This is a genomic window from Terrabacter sp. Soil810 (genome assembly GCF_001429645.1).
In the GTDB taxonomy this organism is placed as follows: Bacteria; Actinomycetota; Actinomycetes; order Actinomycetales; family Dermatophilaceae; genus Terrabacter.
Genome location: NZ_LMSW01000011.1, coordinates 1,624,530 through 1,644,324, shown reverse-complemented (window position 1 = coordinate 1,644,324; position 19,795 = coordinate 1,624,530). Strand labels below are relative to the sequence as shown.

19 protein-coding genes and 1 tRNA gene are annotated in these 19,795 nt (G+C 71.3%); 12 read left to right on the top strand and 8 right to left on the bottom strand.

Annotation, left to right across the window (positions count from 1 at the left end; all coding sequences use genetic code 11):
• Positions 1 to 96: 96 nt before the first annotated feature.
• Positions 97 to 183 (bottom strand) — tRNA-Leu (locus ASG96_RS13525).
• Between the two features lie 121 nt (positions 184 to 304).
• Here ASG96_RS13525 and ASG96_RS13520 point away from each other — a divergent pair.
• A complete protein-coding gene (locus ASG96_RS13520) occupies positions 305 to 1,663 on the top strand; it encodes a M20/M25/M40 family metallo-hydrolase (RefSeq protein WP_057588196.1) in 1,359 nt (452 codons plus the stop codon).
• A 21-nt stretch (positions 1,664 to 1,684) separates the two neighbouring features.
• On the opposite strand, the gene ASG96_RS13515 is transcribed toward ASG96_RS13520, so the two are convergent.
• Entirely contained in the window at positions 1,685 to 1,870 is a 186-nt protein-coding gene (locus ASG96_RS13515) for a DUF5703 family protein (protein ID WP_034770947.1), read from the bottom strand.
• 183 nt (positions 1,871 to 2,053) lie between these two features.
• On the opposite strand from ASG96_RS13515, the gene ASG96_RS13510 reads away from it, so the two are divergent.
• Positions 2,054 to 2,848: an LppX_LprAFG lipoprotein gene (locus ASG96_RS13510; protein WP_056756943.1), complete on the top strand. Its 795-nt coding sequence runs from the start codon at positions 2,054 to 2,056 to the stop codon at positions 2,846 to 2,848.
• 150 nt (positions 2,849 to 2,998) lie between these two features.
• On the top strand, positions 2,999 to 3,406 hold the full coding sequence (locus ASG96_RS13505) for a hypothetical protein (RefSeq protein ID WP_057588195.1): 408 nt from the start codon (positions 2,999 to 3,001) through the stop codon (positions 3,404 to 3,406).
• 21 nt (positions 3,407 to 3,427) lie between these two features.
• Here ASG96_RS13505 and ASG96_RS13500 read toward each other — a convergent pair whose 3' ends face one another.
• Positions 3,428 to 4,363, bottom strand: a complete 936-nt coding sequence (locus ASG96_RS13500; RefSeq protein ID WP_057588194.1) for an aldo/keto reductase — start codon at positions 4,361 to 4,363, stop codon at positions 3,428 to 3,430.
• A 75-nt stretch (positions 4,364 to 4,438) separates the two neighbouring features.
• On the opposite strand from ASG96_RS13500, the gene ASG96_RS13495 reads away from it, so the two are divergent.
• Both ASG96_RS13495 and ASG96_RS13490 read left to right on the top strand, forming a co-directional pair.
• Complete coding sequence (locus ASG96_RS13495; protein ID WP_057588193.1) at positions 4,439 to 5,506, top strand: LLM class F420-dependent oxidoreductase; 1,068 nt, start codon at positions 4,439 to 4,441, stop codon at positions 5,504 to 5,506.
• 170 nt (positions 5,507 to 5,676) lie between these two features.
• Positions 5,677 to 6,537 (top strand): undecaprenyl-diphosphate phosphatase, encoded by an 861-nt coding sequence (locus tag ASG96_RS13490; RefSeq protein ID WP_056756933.1) that lies wholly within the window; start codon positions 5,677 to 5,679, stop codon positions 6,535 to 6,537.
• 61 nt (positions 6,538 to 6,598) lie between these two features.
• Here ASG96_RS13490 and corA read toward each other — a convergent pair whose 3' ends face one another.
• On the bottom strand, positions 6,599 to 7,600 hold the full coding sequence (corA, locus tag ASG96_RS13485) for a magnesium/cobalt transporter CorA (RefSeq protein ID WP_020144192.1): 1,002 nt from the start codon (positions 7,598 to 7,600) through the stop codon (positions 6,599 to 6,601).
• Between the two features lie 91 nt (positions 7,601 to 7,691).
• On the opposite strand from corA, the gene ASG96_RS13480 reads away from it, so the two are divergent.
• From ASG96_RS13480 to mshC, 4 genes are all read left to right on the top strand, one after another.
• A complete protein-coding gene (locus ASG96_RS13480) occupies positions 7,692 to 8,423 on the top strand; it encodes an MSMEG_4193 family putative phosphomutase (protein WP_057588441.1) in 732 nt (243 codons plus the stop codon).
• A 10-nt stretch (positions 8,424 to 8,433) separates the two neighbouring features.
• A complete protein-coding gene (locus ASG96_RS13475) occupies positions 8,434 to 8,979 on the top strand; it encodes a DUF3090 domain-containing protein (RefSeq protein WP_056756931.1) in 546 nt (181 codons plus the stop codon).
• Positions 8,963 to 9,772, top strand: coding sequence for an SCO1664 family protein (locus tag ASG96_RS13470; protein WP_057588192.1), 810 nt, complete (start codon positions 8,963 to 8,965; stop codon positions 9,770 to 9,772). The genes ASG96_RS13475 and ASG96_RS13470 overlap by 17 nt, the downstream gene beginning before the upstream one ends.
• Before the next feature lie 75 nt (positions 9,773 to 9,847).
• Positions 9,848 to 11,104 carry a cysteine--1-D-myo-inosityl 2-amino-2-deoxy-alpha-D-glucopyranoside ligase gene (gene mshC / locus ASG96_RS13465; protein WP_200962683.1) on the top strand — a complete coding sequence of 419 codons (1,257 nt, stop codon included), beginning with the start codon at positions 9,848 to 9,850 and terminating at the stop codon, positions 11,102 to 11,104.
• Positions 11,105 to 11,259: 155 nt separating this feature from the next.
• Here the strand turns inward: mshC and ASG96_RS13460 are convergent, their stop codons facing one another.
• Positions 11,260 to 12,114, bottom strand: coding sequence for a PAC2 family protein (locus ASG96_RS13460; RefSeq protein WP_056757667.1), 855 nt, complete (start codon positions 12,112 to 12,114; stop codon positions 11,260 to 11,262).
• A gap of 325 nt (positions 12,115 to 12,439) precedes the next feature.
• On the opposite strand from ASG96_RS13460, the gene metH reads away from it, so the two are divergent.
• Positions 12,440 to 16,156, top strand: a complete 3,717-nt coding sequence (gene metH / locus ASG96_RS13455; RefSeq protein WP_235506653.1) for a methionine synthase — start codon at positions 12,440 to 12,442, stop codon at positions 16,154 to 16,156.
• 4 nt (positions 16,157 to 16,160) lie between these two features.
• Positions 16,161 to 16,868, top strand: a complete 708-nt coding sequence (locus tag ASG96_RS13450; protein ID WP_082588699.1) for an HAD family phosphatase — start codon at positions 16,161 to 16,163, stop codon at positions 16,866 to 16,868.
• Here ASG96_RS13450 and ASG96_RS13445 read toward each other — a convergent pair.
• The 3 genes from ASG96_RS13445 to ASG96_RS13435 form a co-directional block, all read right to left on the bottom strand.
• Positions 16,831 to 17,286 (bottom strand): hypothetical protein, encoded by a 456-nt coding sequence (locus ASG96_RS13445; protein ID WP_056756919.1) that lies wholly within the window; start codon positions 17,284 to 17,286, stop codon positions 16,831 to 16,833. The two genes, ASG96_RS13450 and ASG96_RS13445, sit on opposite strands and share 38 nt — an antisense overlap.
• Before the next feature lie 122 nt (positions 17,287 to 17,408).
• Positions 17,409 to 18,239, bottom strand: a complete 831-nt coding sequence (locus tag ASG96_RS13440; RefSeq protein WP_056756916.1) for a LysR substrate-binding domain-containing protein — start codon at positions 18,237 to 18,239, stop codon at positions 17,409 to 17,411.
• 38 nt (positions 18,240 to 18,277) lie between these two features.
• A complete protein-coding gene (locus ASG96_RS13435) occupies positions 18,278 to 19,192 on the bottom strand; it encodes a hypothetical protein (RefSeq protein ID WP_057588190.1) in 915 nt (304 codons plus the stop codon).
• A gap of 219 nt (positions 19,193 to 19,411) precedes the next feature.
• Between ASG96_RS13435 and ASG96_RS13430 the strand changes: the two genes are divergently transcribed.
• Complete coding sequence (locus ASG96_RS13430) at positions 19,412 to 19,789, top strand: DUF5997 family protein (RefSeq protein WP_056756909.1); 378 nt, start codon at positions 19,412 to 19,414, stop codon at positions 19,787 to 19,789.
• Positions 19,790 to 19,795: the final 6 nt, after the last annotated feature.

The window sequence follows — 19,795 nt, the reverse complement described above, 5'->3', positions numbered from 1 at the left end:
GAGGGAACGAGTCCGGTCGACCCGACGTGCGTGGAAGTGGGCCACAGGACACGAGAAGACCCCCGGGTCCTGACCTGCAGGAACCCGGGGGTCTCATGGTGTCGAGGGGGGGACTTGAACCCCCACGCCCGTTAAGGGCACTAGCACCTCAAGCTAGCGCGTCTGCCATTCCGCCACCCCGACAAGGTGTTGCAAGGGGCTCGTGGGATTCCCTTGCGGCGAGGCGAAACGTTACACGGGGCCCGACCAAAAGACCAAACGGGCGGCTGCGAGCGGCAGGAGGTGGCGGCATACCCTGATCCGCATGAGCCACGACGACGCCGACCGCACCGTGACGACCACGGGAACGACTGCCGTGACGCCCGAGGAGGAGGTCGCGCGGATCTGCGCCGAGCTCATCCGCATCGACTCCTCCAACTACGGCGACGGCTCGGGCCCGGGGGAGCGCAAGGCCGCGGAGTACGTCATGGGAGAGCTCGCCGAGGTCGGTCTCGAGGGCACGCTCCTCGAGAGCGAGCCGGGACGCGCGACGGTGGTCGTGCGACTCGAGGGCGCGGACTCCTCACGCCCCGGACTCGCGGTGCACGGCCATCTCGACGTCGTGCCGGCCGACGCCGCCGACTGGCAGGTCGACCCGTTCGCGGCAGAGGAGCGCGACGGCTGCATCTGGGGGCGCGGCGCGGTCGACATGAAGGACATGGACGCGATGGTCCTCGCGAACATCCGGCACTTCGCCCGCACCGGCACCAAGCCCGCGCGTGACACGACGTTCGTCTTCTTCGCCGACGAGGAGGCCGGCGGCACCTACGGCAGCCACTGGCTCGTCGACCACCACCCGCAGTGCTTCGAGGGCGTCTCCGAGGCGATCAGCGAGGTCGGCGGCTACAGCATCACGGTGCCCACGCCGCACGGACAGCAGCGGGCCTACCTGCTCCAGACCGCGGAGAAGGGCATCGCGTGGCTGCGACTGCGGGCACACGGCCGCGCCGGCCACGGGTCGGTGCCCAACGACGAGAACGCCATCGTGCGCCTCGCCGCCGCCATCGGCCGCATCGCTGCCCACGAGTGGCCGCGCGAGTACATCGCCTCGGTCCGCGAGCTGCTCGACACGCTGAGCACCATGACCGGACTCTCGTCCGCCGAGGCCGACCTCGAGCCGCTGCTCGCCACGCTCGGCGGGGCCCAGGGGTTCGTGCGCGGCACGCTCCGTGACACGGCCAACGTCACGATGCTCGAGTCGGGCTACAAGCACAACGTCATCCCGCAGACCGCCACGGCTGCCGTCGACTGCCGCTTCCTCCCCGGGCACGAGGACGCGCTCATGGCCACGATCCGCGAGCTGGCCGGCGAGCACGTCGAGGTCGAGGTGGTGCACCGGGACGTCGCCATCGAGGCGCCCTTCTCCGGCGACCTCGTCGAGTCGATGAAGCAGGCGCTGCTCCGTGAGGACCCCGAGGCCGCTGTGCTGCCCTACTGCCTCTCCGGGGGCACCGACAACAAGGCCCTGGGCCGGCTCGGGATCAGCGGTTACGGTTTCGCGCCGCTGCGGCTGCCGGCCGACCTCGACTTCGCGCCGATGTTCCACGGCATCGACGAGCGCGTGCCCACGTCGTCGCTGCGCTTCGGGGCGCGGGTCCTCGGCGACTTCCTGCGCACCTGCTGAGCCGGGCGCGGCCACGTCGGGTCAGGCGGTGCGCTCGACGCGCATGATCCTGCGCCGCAGCCACATCCGCCGCACGCCGCCCTCGTAGATCACCGTGCGCGAGAGCTCCCAACGGCCGTACTCGGCGTGCTCGCGCACCGCCTGTCTGGCCTGGGCCTTCGACGTGTGGCGGTCGAACGTGAGGACCCGGTACTCGTACTCCGTCATCGCCGTCCATTCTGACACCAACCGTGACACCACCGAGACCGTATGCGCGGTGTGGCGCCAGGTGGTCGCGGTACCGTCGATGGGTCATCCTGTCGCGAGACCGGGACCGTGCGAGGTCCCGCGCGGCGAACGGGGGAACCGCCTGGCACAGCCCGGCGTCAAGGGCCCAGGAGGTCACCACACATGAATTGGAACACCCGCCGCATCGCGGCAGCAGTCATCGTCCTGCCGGCCGTCCTCGGCGTCGCCGCCTGCGGCAAGAGCGAGAGCCCGGCCCCCACGACCGGCCAGACCCAGGCCGGCTCGGCCGCCGCGACGAGCAACGCACCCGCAGCGGGCCAGCCCTTCAAGGACAAGGCGTCGTTCGTCGCAGCCATGAAGGCCGCCGGCAAGAACGCCACCACGGCCCACGTGACGATGGCGATGGACGCCGCCGGCCAGAAGATCGCGATCACCGGCGACACGAAGGTCGACGCGAGCAACCCGGCCATGAAGATGACGATGGACATGGGCCCCTCGATGAAGGTCGACATGATCCTCGTCGACGACAAGGTCTACATGAAGGGCTTCCCGGGCCTCGCTGCGGGGAAGTGGGCCGTCATCGACAGCAGCTCGACGCTGGGCAAGCAGCTCTCGCAGTCGCTCGACCAGGCCGACCCGACCAAGATGTACGACCAGTTCGGCGCAGCCGTGCAGGACGTGAAGTACGTCGGCGAGGACACCGTCGACGGCGAGAAGACGTGGAAGTACGACCTGACGCTGGACACGACGGCGATGCAGGCCCAGCTGCCGGCCGACCAGAAGACGAAGCTGCCCGCCACCATCACGTACACCGCGTGGCTCGACGACAAGAACCAGCTGCGCAAGGTCACCTTCGACCTGTCCGGCGTCAAGGCGGACATGACGATGAGCAAGTACGGCGAGCCGGTCGACATCACGGCGCCGCCGGCCGCCGACACCGTCAAGGCCCCCATGTGACACGCCGCGAGGGCGGCGGGTGAACGGCCCGCCAACCACGCGTGAACGGTCCCGCAGCGAGCACGACTCGCTGCGGGACCGCTGCGTTCCCGGGCGTTTCCGGGCCCGTAATCGGTTCTCTGGCTCGGGCGGGTCGACTACGGTCGAAGCATGACCGTGGACCCCCGCGCTGCTCTCGAGCAGCTGATCGCCGCCCTCGAACGCCACCTCGAGGCCGCGAACGCGAGCCGAGACCCCGACCACCCCATGGTGATGGCCGCGGCGCAGGACCTGGCCGAGGCCTTCGACGACTACGACGAGGCGCTCTACGAGGCGACCGAGGTCGCGACGCCCCTGGCGATCTACGGCGACGACTTCGACGGGCACGAGGACGAGGACGGCACCGAGGGCCGCGTCTACGCCGGGCTCGACTCGGACGACTACGACGAAGACGACGATGATGACGACGATGATGACGACGACGACGATGACGATGACGACGACGACGACTATGAGGACGACGACGAGGATGACCTCGACGACGACGGCGTGACCGAGGAGTCCGACGCCCGGGCCTGACGCCGGGCGGCTCGTCCCGGGCTAGGCCGAGACGTCGTCCAGAGCCGCCACGATCTCCGACGGCAGTGACAGCTCGAGGCTCGCGAGCGCCGATCGCAGCTGCGCCGTCGTGCGCGCCCCGACGATCGGCGCGGCGACACCGGGTCGGTCGCGCACCCACGAGAGCGCCACCTCGCCGGGCTTGGCGCCGAGCCCCCGGGCGGCCATCGCCACCGCGTGCGCGACACGTGTGGTCTGCTCGTCGAGGAAGCGTTCGGCGAAGCCCGGGAAGTCGTTCGACGCGGCGCGCGAGCCCGACGGTATGCCGTTGCGGTACTTCCCGGTCAGCACGCCGCGTCCCAGTGGCGACCAGGGAAGCAGGCCGAAGCCGAGCGACGTGGCAGCCGACGCGACCTCGTGCTCCGGCGTACGGCATACCAAGGAGTATTCGATCTCGTTGGCCACCAAGGGGATTCGCGCCGACTCGAGCAGGCTGTAGGCGCGGGCGGACTGCCAGCCGGAGTAGTTCGAGACGCCGACGTAGCGGGCCCTCCCCGACGTCGCGGCCCACTCGAGCGCGGAGAGCGTCTCGGACAGGGGCACGTCGTCGGACCACGTGTGCACGAGCCAGAGGTCGACGTGGTCGGTGCCGAGTCGGCGCAACGACGTCTCCAGCTGGGACATCAGGCCGCGCCGCGACACGTCGACCCGGCGCTCACCGCCCGCCCGCGAGATCCCGGCCTTGGTGCAGATGACGAGGTCGTCACGCGGGACCTCGCCGTCCAGCAGGCCGCCGAGGATGGTCTCCGCGTCGCCGCCGCCGTAGCCGAACGCCGTGTCGACGAGGTTGCCGCCCGCCTCGACGAAGGCGCGCAGGTGGTCGCCGGCCTCGTGGCGGTCGACGGCGTTGCCCCAGAGCATGGTCCCGAGGGCGAGCGGGGTGACCGTGAGACCGGACGAGCCGAGACGCCTGCGCATGCCTCGAACGGTAGTGGGCGACGCCGCACCTCGACCGTCCGCCACGTCGGCGGGTGCGCCGATAGCCTGCGTTCCATGAGGATCGGTGTGAATCTCGGCTACTGGGGACGCGGCACGACAGGCCCGGACCAGGTGGCGGTCGCGCAGGCCGCGGACCGGCTCGGCTTCGACAGCGTGTGGGTGGCCGAGGCCTACGGCTCCGACAGCCCGTCGATGCTCGCCTGGATCGGGGCCCTGACCGAGCACGTCGGCCTCGGGTCTGCCGTCATGCAGATCCCGGGGCGCACCCCGGCGATGACGGCGATGACGGCCGCGACGATCGACACGATGTCCGGCGGCCGGTTCCGGCTCGGGCTCGGGGTGTCGGGTCCCCAGGTCAGCGAGGGCTGGCACGGTGTGCCGTTCCGCAGCCCCCTCGGCCGCACGCGCGACTACGTCGAGATCGTGCGGGCCGCGCTGCGCCGCGACACGGTCACGCACGCGGGACCGCACTACCCGCTCCCGCTGCCGGACGGCCCCGGCAAGCCGCTCAAGCTCTCGGCGCGCCCGGTGCGTCCTGACCTCCCGGTCTACCTCGCGGCGGTCGGGCCCAAGAACCTCGAGCTGACCGGCGAGATCGCCGACGGCTGGCTCGCGATCTTCTTCAGCCCCGAGCACGCCGCCGACCTGCTCGCCACCCTCGAGACGGGGCGGCGCCGCGGTGGGCGAGGCCCTGCAGACGCACCGATGACCGGCTTCGACGTCGTGGCGACCACGCCCGTCGTCCTCGTCGACGACGTCGCGGAGGCGGCGGACCACGTGCGCGACTACTGCGCGCTCTACATCGGTGGCATGGGCTCACGCGAGCAGAACTTCTACAACCAGCTCGCGTGCCGGATGGGCTTCGAGGAGGACGCGGCGCGCATCCAGGACCTCTACCTCGCCGGCCGTCACCGCGAGGCCGCGGCGGCCGTGCCCCTCGAGTTCATCGACGAGACGGCCCTGCTCGGCTCACCACGGCGGATCGCCCAGCGGCTCGGTCGCTACGAGGCGGCCGGCGTCACCACGCTGGCGGTGGCCGTCGGCGGCGGCATGACGCGCGACCAGGCGCTGGCGACGCTGGAGGTCGTGGCCGCGACCACCGGTCTCACCCCGACCCGGTAGACGTGGCACGCGGCGCCGGACGTTCCCGAGGACTTCGCCTCCGCGCCGCTCGCCCCTGAGCTTTCCCAGTCCACGTTGTGGATAGGGTGCGACATTGTGCCCAGCGGCCGCTCCCCGTCGGGACCCGCGGCCCGTCCATTCCCTCCTGCGCAGAAGGCCCACCCTGACCCATGGCTGACCTCAGCTACCTCGACGCCGTCATCCTCGGTGTCGTCGAAGGCCTCACCGAGTACCTTCCCGTGTCCTCGACCGGCCACCTGACCATCACCGAGAAGCTGCTCGGCCTCGAGGTGAGTGACCCGGCCGTGACGGCCTACACCGCTGTCATCCAGCTCGGGGCGATCGCGGCGACGCTCCTCTTCTTCTTCCGCGACATCGTGCGCTTCGCGCTCGCGTGGGTCCGCGGTCTCGCCACGGCGGAGGGCCGCAAGGACCCCGACTACAACCTCGCGTGGGCCGTCGTGATCGGCTCGATCCCGGTCGGGATCGTCGGCTTCCTCGGGCGCGACCTCATCTCGGGCGGGCTGCGCAGCCTCTGGGTGGTGGCGGCGGCGCTGCTCCTCTGGAGCGTCGTCATGGTCCTCGCCGAGCGCATCTACGCCGGCTACGAGGCTCGAGGACAGCTGCGTGGCGAGCACTCCGTGCGCCCGGTCGACGGCGTCGTCATCGGGCTCATCCAGTGCTTCTCGCTCATCCCCGGTGTGTCGCGCTCAGGCGCGACGATCTCCGCCGGCATCGCCCGCGGCATCGACCGCGTCACGGCCACGCGGCTCAGCTTCTTCCTCGCGATCCCGGCCCTCACCGCCGCCGGTCTCTTCCAGTCCGTCGAGGAGAAGGACGGTCTGTCGGCCCTGGGCATCGGCCCGGTGCTCGTCGGCCTCGTCGTGGCCTTCGTCGTGGCCTACGCGTCGATCGCCTGGCTGCTGCGCTTCGTCGCGAGCAACACCCTGATGCCCTTCGTCTGGTACCGAGTCGTGCTCGGCGTGCTGCTGGCCGGGGTCCTCGCGGGTGGCGTCATCACCGCGACCTGAGGCCCGACCCGACACCCCGGGCGGCCGGCTCCCATCCGTGGGAGCCGGCCGTTCGCCGTCGCTAGAGCCAGCCCGAGCGCTTGAACGCGCGGTAGAGGCCGATGCACGCGGCCGCCATGACCCCGAGCACGAGGAAGTAGCCGTACTGGAACTCCCCGCGGCCGAGGTGGACGCTCGCGGTCAGCTCGGGCATGTGCTCGAAGTTCATGCCGTAGATGCCGGCGATCATCGTGGGCACTGCCGCGATTGCGACCCATGCGGAGATCCGGCGCATGTCCTCGTTCTGCTTGACCGAGACGCTCGCGAGATGGGCCGACAGCACGTCGGTCAGGAGGCGGTCGTAGGACTCGACGTGGTCGTTGACGAGTCGCAGGTGGTCGGCGACGTCACGGAAGAAGGGCAGCATCTCCTCCGTGAGGCCGCGGCCCCGCGCCCGCTCCATGAACTGCGTCAGGGTGTCGGCCAGCGGCTGGCTGGCCCGGCGGAACTCGAGCACCTCGCGCTTGAGGCGGTAGATCGTGTTGGCGTCGCCGCCGAGGTGGGAGGCGAACACCTGCTCCTCGATCTGCTCGAGGTCCCTGCGCACCTCCCGGTCGACGACGAGGTAGTTGTCCACGACGGAGTCCATGACGGCGTGGAGCACGGTCATGGCGCCGTGGCCGAGGCGCTCGGGCTCGGTCTCGAGACGCTGGCGCACGCCGGCCAACGGGTTGCCCTCACCGTGCCGGACGGTCACGACGAACCGGTCGCCGATGAAGAGCATGACCTCGCCGGTCTCGATGTCGCTCGTCGCCTCGATGTAGCGCAGCGTCTTGAGCACGACGAACACCGACGACTCGTACTTCTCGATCTTGGCCCGCTGGTGGCCGTTGACCGCGTCCTCCACGGCGAGCGGGTGCAGGTGAAGCTCCTCGTTGACGAGGTCGAACTCCTGGTCGGTCGGGTCCTTGAGGCCGATCCAGAGGAAGCCGTCCTGGGTGAGGCGCAGCACGTCGAGCTCGTCGCTGAGGTCGCCGCACCCTTGCCGCCGGCCGTTGCGGTAGATGGCCTTGTCCACGATCACATCTCCTACTTCACCACGTCCGCTCCCCGACGTCTCGCAGGCTGGCGTAGGCCGCCGGGCGACGGTGCAGGGGCGGGCTAGGGTGGCGATCGTGCCCACCGTCATCTTCGTGCGCCACGGGCGCTCCACCTCCAACACCGCCGGCACCCTCGCCGGCTGGATGCCCGGGGTCTTCCTCGACGAGACGGGCGAGGCGCAGGCCGCCGCCGTCGGCCAGCGGCTCGCCGCCGCAGTGCTGCCCGTCGTCGAGGTCGTCAGCTCACCGCTCGACCGCTGCGTGCAGACCGCCGACCTGCTGGCTGCTGGGCTGCCGGCGCACGTGGCCCGCAGCATCCACGACGGTCTGGGGGAGTGCCGCTACGGCGCGTGGACCGGGCGGCCCATCGCGGAGCTCGCGAAGGAGGAGCTGTGGAAGGTCGTCCAGGACCGACCCAGCGAGGCGCGCTTCCCTGACTCGGCGGCATACCCCGCCGAGTCGATGGTGGAGATGCAGGAGCGCGCCCTGCGCGCCGTCCGCGACACCGACGCGCGCATGCTCGAGACGCACGGCAAGGACGCGGTCTGGGTCGCGGTGTCGCACGGTGACGTCATCAAGTCGATCCTGTCGCACGCCACCGGCGCCCACCTCGACGACTTCCAGCGGATCAACGTCGACCCGGCCTCGGTGAGCGTCGTGCGCTACACGAGCCGCAAGCCGTTCGTGTTGCGGCTCAACGACGTCGGGGGAGACCTGACGGGGCTGCGACCGCCCGAGAAGCCGGCCGCCGAGGAGGGCGACGCCGTCGTGGGCGGGGGCGCCGGGGCACCCGGAGGTGTCGGATAGGGTCGAGCGCATGACGGTCCAGGACTTCGATCCCGCTGACCGGTTCGTCGCCGGGACGGTCGGCCCCGCCGGCCAGCGGGCCTTCTACCTCCAGGCGAGCACCGGCCCCCTCGTCGTCACCGTCGGGGTCGAGAAGCAGCAGGTCTCGATCCTTGCCGACCGCATCAACGACGTGCTCGACCAGCTCGCCCCGGCCGCGGCCGTCGAGCCGGGAGAGCCCGGCGGAGCGCCCGAGGACACCGACCCGCTGCAGACGCCGTTCGACGAGGACTGGCACGTGCAGACCCTCTCCCTCGCGTGGGACGAGGAGGCGCAGAAGGTCGTCATCGAGTGCCACGACCACGACCCCGACGAGGTCGACGAGGAAGCGGACGACGAGGTGGGTCCGCTCGAACGCAACTCGATCCGGGTCGCGCTGACGCCGGCCGAGGCCCGCGCCTTCGCGCGACGCAGCAACGCGCTCGTCGCCGCAGGCCGTCCACCGTGCCCCTTCTGCGGCAGCCCGCTCGACCCCACGGGCCACATCTGCCCGCGGGCCAATGGCTACAAGCGCTGACGCGACCCTGCCGCCGGTCGACCTGAGCGGCGAGCTCGAGGTCCTCGGGCGCATCACGGAGTCCTCGAACCTCGCGGTCGTCGCACGCATCTCCAGCGTGCCCGGCGGCCACGTCATCTACAAGCCGGTCCGGGGCGAGCGGCCCCTCTGGGACTTCCCGGAGGGCACGCTGGCCGGACGTGAGGTCGCGGCGCAGGTGGTCTCGGAGCTGGGCGGCTGGCACGTCGTCCCTCCGACCGTCCTGCGCGACGGACCCCTCGGCCCCGGTTCGGTGCAGCTGTGGATCGGTGACCCGTTCGAGCCCGTCGCCGACGACGTCGTCGTGGACCTCGTGCCCGAGGGGCACATCCCCGACGGCTGGCACGCGGTCTTCGACGGCGAGACGCCCGGGGGCTCTGCCGTCACGGTCGTGCACTCGGGCGCCGACGACGTGCGGTCCCTCGCCGTGCTCGACGCGGTCCTCAACAACTCCGACCGCAAGGGGTCGCACTGCCTGCGTGACCGGGACGGTCGCCTCTGGGCCATCGACCACGGCGTGACGTTCTCGCCGACCCCCAAGCTGCGCACGGTGCTGTGGGGCTGGGCGGGCGAGCCGATCGCCGAGGACGACCTCCTGCGTCTGAAGCGGCTGCGCGACGCGCTCGCCGACGACGGGCCGCGGGAGCGGCTGCTCGCGCTGCTCCCCGAGGACGACGTGGACGCCCTGGCGCAGCGGGTCCGGCGGCTCCTCGACCGCGGCGTGCACCCCTTTCCCAGCCCCGACTGGCCGTCGGTGCCGTGGCCTCCGCTGTGAGCGGAGGAGGCGACGCCGCAGACGCCCCGGCCCACCGGTCCCGACGGGGTCCGGGCGCCGGGATAGAGTCTGCGCGTGAGAAGTTGGCCGATGCCGTTCATCCCCAAGGTTCCCGGCAGTGCACCCGAGGTGCGAGTCCGCGACACGGCATCCGGAGAGCTCGTCCCCGCCGCGCGCGGCGACGTCGTCACCCTCTACGTCTGCGGGATCACGCCGTACGACGCGACCCACATGGGGCACGCCGCGACGTACGTGACGTTCGACCTGCTCGGTCGCGCCCTGCGCGACAGCGGGCACGCGGTGCGCTACGTCCAGAACATCACCGACATCGACGACCCGCTGCTCGAGCGTGCCGAGCGCGACGGCGTCGACTGGCGTGACCTCGCGACGCGCGAGATCGCGCTCTTCCGCGAGGACATGACCGCGCTCGCCGTGATCCCGCCGGACGAGTACCTCGGCGCCGTCGAGAGCATCCCGACCTTCGTCGGGCCCATCGAGAAGCTCGTCGCCGACGGCTGGGCGTATGCCGTGCCGGCGCCGGACGCGTCACGCGAGGGTGCGCAGGACCACTACTTCGACGTGGCCCGGGACCCGCGCTTCGGCTCGGTCAGCCACCTCGACGAGGCCGGCATGATGGAGGTCTTCGCCGAGCGGGGCGGCGACCCCGACCGCGAGGGCAAGCGCAACCGTCTCGACGCCCTGCTGTGGCGCGCGCACCGCGAGGGCGAGCCCGAGTGGGACGGCGGAAGCCTCGGCTCGGGCCGGCCCGGCTGGCACATCGAGTGCGCGTGCATCGCGCTCGACCACCTCGGCATCCCGGTCGACGTCCAGGGCGGCGGCACCGACCTCGTCTTCCCCCACCACGAGATGAGCTCGGCGCACGGCCGCGCGCTCAGCGGCTCCGAGTCGTTCGCCGGGTCCTTCGTGCACCAGGGCATGGTCGGCCTGGACGGCGAGAAGATGAGCAAGAGCAAGGGCAACCTCGTCCTCGTCTCGCAGCTGCGACGCGACGGCGTCGACCCGATGGCGATCCGTCTCGCGCTGCTGGCCCGCCACCACGCCCACGACTGGATGTGGACCGACGACCAGCTCGCCGAGGCCCAGCAGCGGCTCGCCACCTGGCGCGAGGCGCTCTCGGGCAACGGCGGCCCGGTGGCCGACCAGACCGTCGACGACATCCGGGCGGCCCTCGCCGACGACCTCGACAGCCCACGGGCCCTGGTGGCCGTCGACCGGTGGGCCAGCCAGGCGCTGACCCGCGGTGGCGACGACCCGGGCGCCCCCGGCGTACTCGGTCGGGCGCTCGACGCCCTCCTCGGCGTCCGTCTCTGACGAGCCGTCCTCGCCTCGGACGGCCAGCTCCAGCCCGTCCCTGCCGACCGAGACGACCCACCGAACACGGCGTTCGATCACGAACTCACTGTTCCAACACGGCCTTCGCCACCGAACGCTGCGTTCGGTGGCGAAAAGGCGCTTGGTTCAGCGGGTCAGCGGCCGGTCTGGTCGTCGTCGCGGCCGCGCAGGTAGCGCTCGAACTCGCGCGCGATCGCGTCGCCGCTCGCCTCGGGCAGCTCGGCCGTGTCCTGTGCCTCCTCGAGGGACTGGACGTACTCGGCGACCTCCTCGTCGGACTGGGCCAGCTCGTCGACGCCGCGCTCCCAGGCGCGGGCGTTCTCCTCGAGCTCGCCGTGCGGCACGGTGATGCCGAGGAGCGACTCGATGCGGCGCAGCAGGCTGAGGCTCGCCTTGGGTGACGGAGCGCCACCGGCGTAGTGCGGCACCGCGGCCCACGCCGAGACCGTCGGGATGCCGGCGTCGGAGGCGGCGTGGCTGAGCACTCCGACGATGCCGGTGGGGCCCTCGTAGCGCGAGGCCTCGACGTCGAAGCGGTGGATGGCCGCCTCGTCCTCCGCGGTCGCGGTGACCGGGATCGGGCGCGTGTGCGGGACGTCGGCGAGCAGGGCCCCGACCGTGACGATCGTCGTGACGCCGAGCTGGTCGGCGAGCTCGAGCAGCTCGATGGAGAAGGCCCGCCAGCGCATCGACGGCTCGATGCCCTGCACGAGCACGACGTCCCGGTCGAAGCCGGTCTCGGTCGCGACGAGGATGCGCGTCGTGGGCCAGGCCAGCATGCGCCGGCCCTCCTCGAGCGACACGCGGGGGCGGTTGACCTGGAAGTCGTAGTAGTCCTCGGGGTCGAAGGCCGCGACGACCTCCGCGTCCCAGACCTCCGCGAGGTGGCGGACCGCGCTCGTGGCGGCCTCGCCGGCGTCGTTCCATCCCTCGAAGGCCGCGATGAGCACCGGGTCGGTCAGCTCCGGCACGTCCTCGAACTCCAGCACCATGTCTCCTTCACCGTGGGCGCGGTCGCGCCCACACCACCAGCCTAGGACCTGCCGCCGTCGATGGGCCGGACTCCCGGACGGGCGCGCCCCCGTCGAGGTGCCGTCCCCGGGCCCACCGGCGACGCCGACGGGGTATGCCGTGTGGTGGCGCCGCGTGACCGCAGTGCGGGCGGCGACGCGCGAGGCACGGCAGGTCCGTAGAATCGGGCCGGTCCCGTCACTCGGCACGAAACTCGTGCCGTCGAGAGGAGCCACGTTGTCCCAGTCGCAGCAGCGACCCGACGCCACCGAGAGCCTGACCGCCACGCTCGGTCGGCGCATCATGGTCCTCGACGGCGCGATGGGCACGGCCATCCAGCGCGACCGGCCCGACGAGGCCGGATACCGCGGTGAGCGTTTCGCCGACTGGCCGAGCGACGTCCAGGGCAACAACGACCTCCTGACGCTGACGGCGCCCGAGATCATCGCCGGCATCCACCGTGAGTACCTCGAGGCCGGCGCCGACATCATCGAGACCAACACGTTCAACGCCAACGCGATCTCGCTGTCCGACTACGGCATGGAGGAGCTCGCCTACGAGCTCAACCTCGAGGCGGCCGCGCTGGCCCGGCGCGAGGCCGACGCGATGACCGAGCGCACCCCTGACCGTCCACGCTACGTCGCGGGGGCGCTCGGGCCCACGACGCGTACGGCCTCGATCTCGCCGGACGTCAACGACCCCGGTGCGCGCAACGTCTCCTACGACCAGCTCGTCACGGCCTACCTCGAGGCGGCACGGGGCCTCGTCGACGGCGGCAGCGACCTCATCTTCATCGAGACGATCTTCGACACCCTCAACGCCAAGGCGGCGATCTTCGCGGTCGAGACGCTCTTCGAGGAGCAGGGCCGGCGCTGGCCCGTCGTCGTCTCCGGCACCATCACCGACGCGTCCGGCCGGACGCTGTCGGGTCAGGTCACCGAGGCCTTCTGGGACTCGATCCGGCACGTCTCCCCGCTCGCCGTCGGCCTCAACTGCGCCCTCGGCGCCAAGGAGATGCGGCCCTACATCGCCGAGATGGCCCGCCTCGCCGACTCGTTCGTCTCCTGCTACCCGAACGCCGGGCTGCCCAACGCGTTCGGCGAGTACGACGAGGCGCCCGACGAGACCGCCGCCATCGTGGGCGAGTTCGCCGAGGCCGGCCTCGTCAACCTCGTCGGCGGCTGCTGCGGCACGACCCCCGAGCACATCGCCGCCATCGCGAAGGCCGTCGAGGGCAGGCCGGTCCGAGAGCTCACCCCCATCGCGCCAGCGATGCGCCTGTCGGGCCTCGAGCCGTTCACCGTCACCGACGACAGCCTCTTCGTCAACGTCGGCGAGCGCACCAACATCACCGGCTCGGCCCGGTTCCGCACGCTCATCAAGGACGGCGACTACGACACCGCCCTGTCGGTGGCCGCACAGCAGGTCGAGAGCGGCGCCCAGGTCATCGACGTCAACATGGACGAGGGGATGATCGACGGGGTCGCGGCCATGGACCGCTTCCTCAAGCTCGTCGCGAGCGAGCCCGACATCAGCCGCGTGCCCGTCATGGTCGACTCCTCGAAGTGGGAGGTCATCGAGGCCGGGCTCAAGTGCGTGCAGGGCAAGGCCATCGTCAACTCGATCTCCCTCAAGGAGGGCGAGGAGCCCTTCCTCCGGCAGGCGCGCCTCGTGCGCAAGTACGGCGCAGCGGCGGTCGTCATGGCCTTCGACGAGGACGGCCAGGCCGACTCGCTCGAGCGCCGCACGCAGATCTGCTCGCGCGCGTACCGCCTGCTCACCGAGGAGGTCGGCTTCCCGGCCGAGGACATCATCTTCGACCCCAACGTCTTCGCCGTCGCGACCGGCATCGAGGAGCACGCCTCCTACGGCCTCGACTTCATCGAGGCGACGCGCTGGATCAAGGAGAACCTCCCCGGCGCCAAGGTGTCCGGTGGCATCTCCAACGTGTCGTTCAGCTTCCGCGGCAACAACCCCGTGCGCGAGGCGATCCACGCCGTCTTCCTCTACCACGCGATCCGCGCGGGACTCGACATGGGCATCGTCAACGCCGGGGCCCTGGCCGTCTACGACGAGGTCGACTCCGAGCTGCGCCTGCGCATCGAGGACGTGGTGCTCAACCGTCGCCCCGACGCGGCCGAGCGGCTGCTCGAGATCGCCGAGGAGTACAACAAGGTCGGCCAGGCCGCCGAGGTGACCGAGGAGGAGTGGCGCGCCCTCCCGCTCGGCGAGCGGATCACGCACTCGCTCGTCAAGGGCATCGACGCCCACGTCGAGGCCGACACCGAGCTGCTCCGCGCCGAGATCGCCGAGCGTGGCGGACGGCCCATCGAGGTCATCGAGGGTCCGCTCATGGACGGCATGAACGTCGTCGGTGACCTCTTCGGTGCCGGCAAGATGTTCCTCCCGCAGGTCGTCAAGAGCGCCCGCGTCATGAAGAAGGCCGTCGCCTACCTCATCCCGTTCATCGAGCAGGAGAAGATCGACGACCCCTCGCTCGCGACGCAGAAGGACACGAACGGCACGATCGTCATGGCCACGGTGAAGGGCGACGTGCACGACATCGGCAAGAACATCGTCGGGGTCGTGCTCCAGTGCAACAACTACGAGGTCATCGACCTCGGCGTCATGGTGCCGGCGCAGAAGATCCTCGACGCCGCGCGCGAGCACGATGCCGACATCATCGGTCTGTCCGGACTCATCACGCCCTCGCTCGACGAGATGGTGGGCTTCGCCGCCGAGATGCAGCGCCAGGGCCTGACCATCCCGCTCCTCATCGGCGGGGCGACGACCTCCCGCGCGCACACCGCGGTCAAGGTCGACCAGCGCTACGACGGTCCCGTCGTCTGGGTCAAGGACGCCTCCCGGTCGGTGCCCACCGCCGCCGCGCTGCTCAGCGACGAGCTGCGTCCCAAGCTCATGGCCCAGGTCAAGGAGGACTACGACTCGCTGCGGGCACGGCACGCGGGCAAGGCGGACCGGCGGCTGCTCGGTCTCGACGAGGCCCGCGCACGGCGCACGCCGATCGACTGGTCCGGCTACCGTCCGCCACACCCGCACCTGCTGCTCCAGCAGGACCACGACGTCTCGTCGATCACCCGCTCCCACCGGATGTCCCAGCACGTCAAGGTGTTCCGGAGCTACCCCCTCGGTGAGCTGCGCCGTTACATCGACTGGCAGCCGTTCTTCAACGCGTGGGAGATGAAGGGCAGCTTCCCCGACATCCTCAACAACCCGGCCAGCGGCCAGGCGGCCCGCAAGCTCTACGACGACGCCCAGGCCATGCTCGACCGCATCATCGAGGAGCGGTGGCTCACCGCCAACGGGGTCATCGGCTTCTTCCCCGCCAACTCGGTGGGTGACGACGTCGAGGTCTACCTCGACGACGAGCGCACCGAGCCCGTGACCGTGCTCCACCACCTGCGCCAGCAGGGCGACCACCGCGCCGGGGTGCCCAACCGGTCGCTCGCCGACTACGTCGCCCCGAAGGGGACGAAGGACTGGGTTGGTGGCTTCGCCGTCACGGCCGGTCTCGGTGGTGCCGAGCGCGTGGCAGCGTTCCGGGCCGACCTCGACGACTACAACGCGATCCTGCTCGAGTCGCTCGCCGACCGCCTCGCCGAGGCCTTCGCCGAGCGCCTGCACGAGCGGGTCCGCAAGGAGTTCTGGGGCTACGCGCCCGACGAGCACCTCGACAACGTCGCCCTCATCAAGGAGCAGTACGCCGGCATCCGGCCTGCGCCGGGATACCCCGCCTGCCCCGAGCACACCGAGAAGGAGACGCTCTGGCGTCTCCTCGACGTCGAGGCCAACACCGGCATGACGCTGACCGAGAGCATGGCCATGGCGCCGGGTGCCTCGGTGTCCGGCTGGTACCTCTCCCACCCACAGTCCCAGTACTTCGTCGTCGGTCGGCTCGGCCGAGACCAGGTGCAGGACTACGCCGACCGCAAGGGCTGGACGCTCGCCGAGGCCGAGCGCTGGCTGTCCGCGAACCTCGCCTACGACCCGGAGGACTGACCCGGTGACCCTCTCGCACACCGCCGACGCCGATCGCACGGTGCCGGCACTGCCGGCCGCCGTCCTGTGGGACATGGACGGCACGCTGGTCGACACCGAGCCCTACTGGATCGAGGCCGAGCACGAGCTCGTCGCCGCTCACGGGGGCGTCTGGAACGACGAGTTCGCCCACCAGCTCGTCGGCAACGCCCTCGAGGTCTCGGCGCAGCTGATCATCGACCAGTCGGGGATCGCCCTGTCGGTGCCCGAGATCATCGACGCCCTCCTCGAGCGGGTCATCACCCAGGTCGAGCAGCGCGTGCCGTGGCGACCGGGAGCCCGGGAGCTGCTGCTCGAGCTCGGCGAGCTCGGGGTCCCGTCGCTGCTCGTGACCATGTCGTGGCGCTCGCTCGCCGACACGGTCGTGGGGCGCCTGCCCGACGGCGCCTTCGACCACCTGGTCACGGGTGACGAGGTGAGCCACGGCAAGCCGCACCCCGAGCCCTACCTGGCCGCCGCCCGTCTCGTCGGCGCCGACCCGGCCGACTGCATCGCCATCGAGGACTCCCCGGCCGGGGTGCGCTCCGCGACGGCCGCAGGGGTGCCCACCATCGCGATCCCGCACGTGGTCCCGGTGCCCCACGTCGACGGCGCCGTGCACATCGACACCCTCGCTGGGGTCGGTGCGGCCGACCTCACGACGATCGTGTCGAGCGTGCGGTCTCCTCGCTGAGGTGCGCCAGTGTCAGGAGCTGACGCCGCATCATCACGAGGTCACCCCACGCGAGTGCCACGGACCGGGCGCGGGCCAGGGCCGAACCCGGTCGGGGGAGTGCGATGTCGCCGCGCAGCGTCGTGCCTGCCTCCGGGCCGCCTGGGAGCGGGACCGTCTGGTAGACGAGCGGCAGCCGTCCGAAGAGGCGTATGCCGGCCGGCTCGGTGATCTCGAGGGCGACCAGCTCGTCGGGCACCCAGTCGACGAGGGTGAAGATGGACGCGAACCGCTGTCCGACCGCGAGGGACTCCAGGCCGGGTGTCAGCGTGCGTGGGCTCCGGCGACCGCGGTTGTCGACGATGTCGTAGCTGTACGGCGCGACGCGTAGCTGGCAGAGCCATCGGAAGACGACCGCGGGCTCGGCACGGACCGTCACCGCACGGCTGACGACCGGACCGGAGTGGCGTGCCAGGCGGTCAGGAAGCCCCGATGTGCCGAACTCGCCCCACCGCCAAGGGAGCTCGCCGCTCGGTGCCCGAGGGGTGCCGACCGGGCCTCTCACCGGCGGCCCTTGCGTCGCGGGCCACCTCCGCGGGCCGCGCCCTTGCGCCCGGGCTGCTGGGCCCGCCGACCGGCGGCGCCCCGGGAGCGGTCGCCCGACCGGGCAGGCGTCGTGGAGCTCTTGGCCCGGCCCGGCTGCCTGGCCGTCTCGTCCGCGACCTGCGATGAGGCCGGCTCGGACGTACCGCCACGGGTGCTGCGTTCGGTCCGACCACGGACGATGCCGATGAAGTCCTCGATCCGCGGGTCGTCGTCATCGACCCGCCACGCCAGGCCGACCCGCGACGGCGCGACGCCGGTCACCGGACGGTGGACGACGTCCTTGCGGTGGTGCAGGCGAGCGACCGACATCGGCACGACCACGATGCCGGAGCCCGTGGCCACGACGGACACCGCCTGCTTCGTCGTCATCGGCGGCATGGCAGCGCTCCGGTCGCGAGCCTCGGACGTGGCGACAGCCGCCCACTCGGGGACGAGCGCGGGATCCTGCATGAGGACCTCCTCGCCGAGATCGGTGACGTCGACCTCGTCGAACGCCGCGACGACGTGCTCCTTGGCCACGACGACGACCGGGACCTCCTCGTAGAGGGGGATGACGTGCAGACCGTCGCGGTCGACCGGCAGCCTCAGGAGCACCATGGACGATGTCCCGTCGCGCACGTGGGTCAGGGCCTCGGCGTCATCGACGGGCGCCGCCTCGAGAGGCGAGTCAGGCAGGCGCTGACCCCAGACGCGCAGCCACTTGTCGGGCGTCACGCCCGGCACGAACTCGACTCGGAAGGGATCGGCGGGGCGCGTCCCACCGTCTCCCTCAGTGCCGTCCGTCACCGTCCGAGCCTAGAGGACGAGCCCAGGGTGTCCGACCCTCACTGGTAGTGGAGGGAGATGTCGATCCCGGTCGGGCGGTCGTCGGCCCCGACGAGCAGGGCGTCACGCGCGGCGGCAGGAGGCTCGCTGCCCGTGTCGTCCACGGTGCCGGTCGGGGTCCAGCAGCCCGGGATGATCTGGAAGTGTTCGCCCGGGTCCTGGAGGACGTGCTCGCACACCGTGTAGCGGCCGGGGACGACGACGGCCGTCCACGTGACGGCATCGAGGTCCACGTCCACGTCCATCTGCGTCCCCGCGGTGTCGGTGACGTAGAGGAACCATGCCGTCCCCGATGACGCGGCGCCACCGATGCGGCGAGCGTTCGTCGTGACCCCTACCTTCGTGTAGGCACCGAGCAGTCCGCGGGTGTCGCGCGCGGCGACGTAGTAGCTGTACGTGACGTCACGGCGCAGCGACACCGCGGTGTCGGCATACCGCGTCGTGGGCCAGGCGGCCTCCAGCACCGTGGCGTGGGCCCAGTCGCTGCTCGTGCGCAGGACCCGGTAGCTCGCGATGTCGGCGTCGCCACTGGGGCTCCACCGCACGTCGACCTTCGGGACGAGCGTGCCCGACCGGAGACCGGGCTGGGCCGAGGGCGACGAGACGACGCGTGGAGCCGTCGTGTCGGCGAGGGTCACGAGCGACAGCGTGCGCCGCTGCGACAGGTGCCCGGCGGCATCGCGGACCCAGACGGCGAAGGTGTAGCTGGTGGATGCCAGCAGCGGCCGAGCCTCAGCGACACGGGCGTACTGGACCCACGTCGCGGCGTAGCCCGCATCGGGTGTCGCAGCAGCGGTGAGACCGCGGGTGTACCGGACGACGACCCTCGCCCCGGGCGCGTACGCCGCGGCCGGGACGTCCCACTGGGCACGCAGGGTGTGGTCGTAGCGCGCGTAGGGTCGCAGGTTCGACACTGCAGGCACCGAAGTGGCGGCATCGGCATGGTGCACCGGAGCGACAAGGGCTCCTCCCACGGCCATCGCCGCTGCCGTCAGTACCCGAACGAGACGTCGACTCAACATCTGGTGCCCTTCCCCTGTGGCGGATGCGCTCCGGACGGTAGACCTGCTCACCGTCCTCTGCAAGGACCGGGGTCGGCAGCGACGCGCGCCGAGGCGCCCTAGGCTGGTCCCATGCCCACGCCGAAGCCGCAGACCATGAAGCCCCAGACGGCCGCGAAGAAGCTCGGCGTCCTGCTGTCCGAGACCCCGGCCGAGTTCCAGGACGGCGTCGTCAGCCGCACCGAGCTCAACGCGCTGCAGGCCGATCCGCCGGAGTGGCTCTCGACCTTGCGCCGTAACGGCCCGCACACACGGCAGGAGACGGCACGCCGTCTCGGCATCTCCAACTCCGGCCTCGCCCGGGGCGGCGTCGGAGAGCACCTGACCACCGACGAGATCAAGGCCGTCCTCGAGGAGATGCCCGACTGGCTCGTCTCCGAGCGCGACATCTTCGCCCAGGTCCGGGCCGAGGACGCACGCCTCAAGGCGCGCGACGCCGAGCGTGCGTGACGTCCG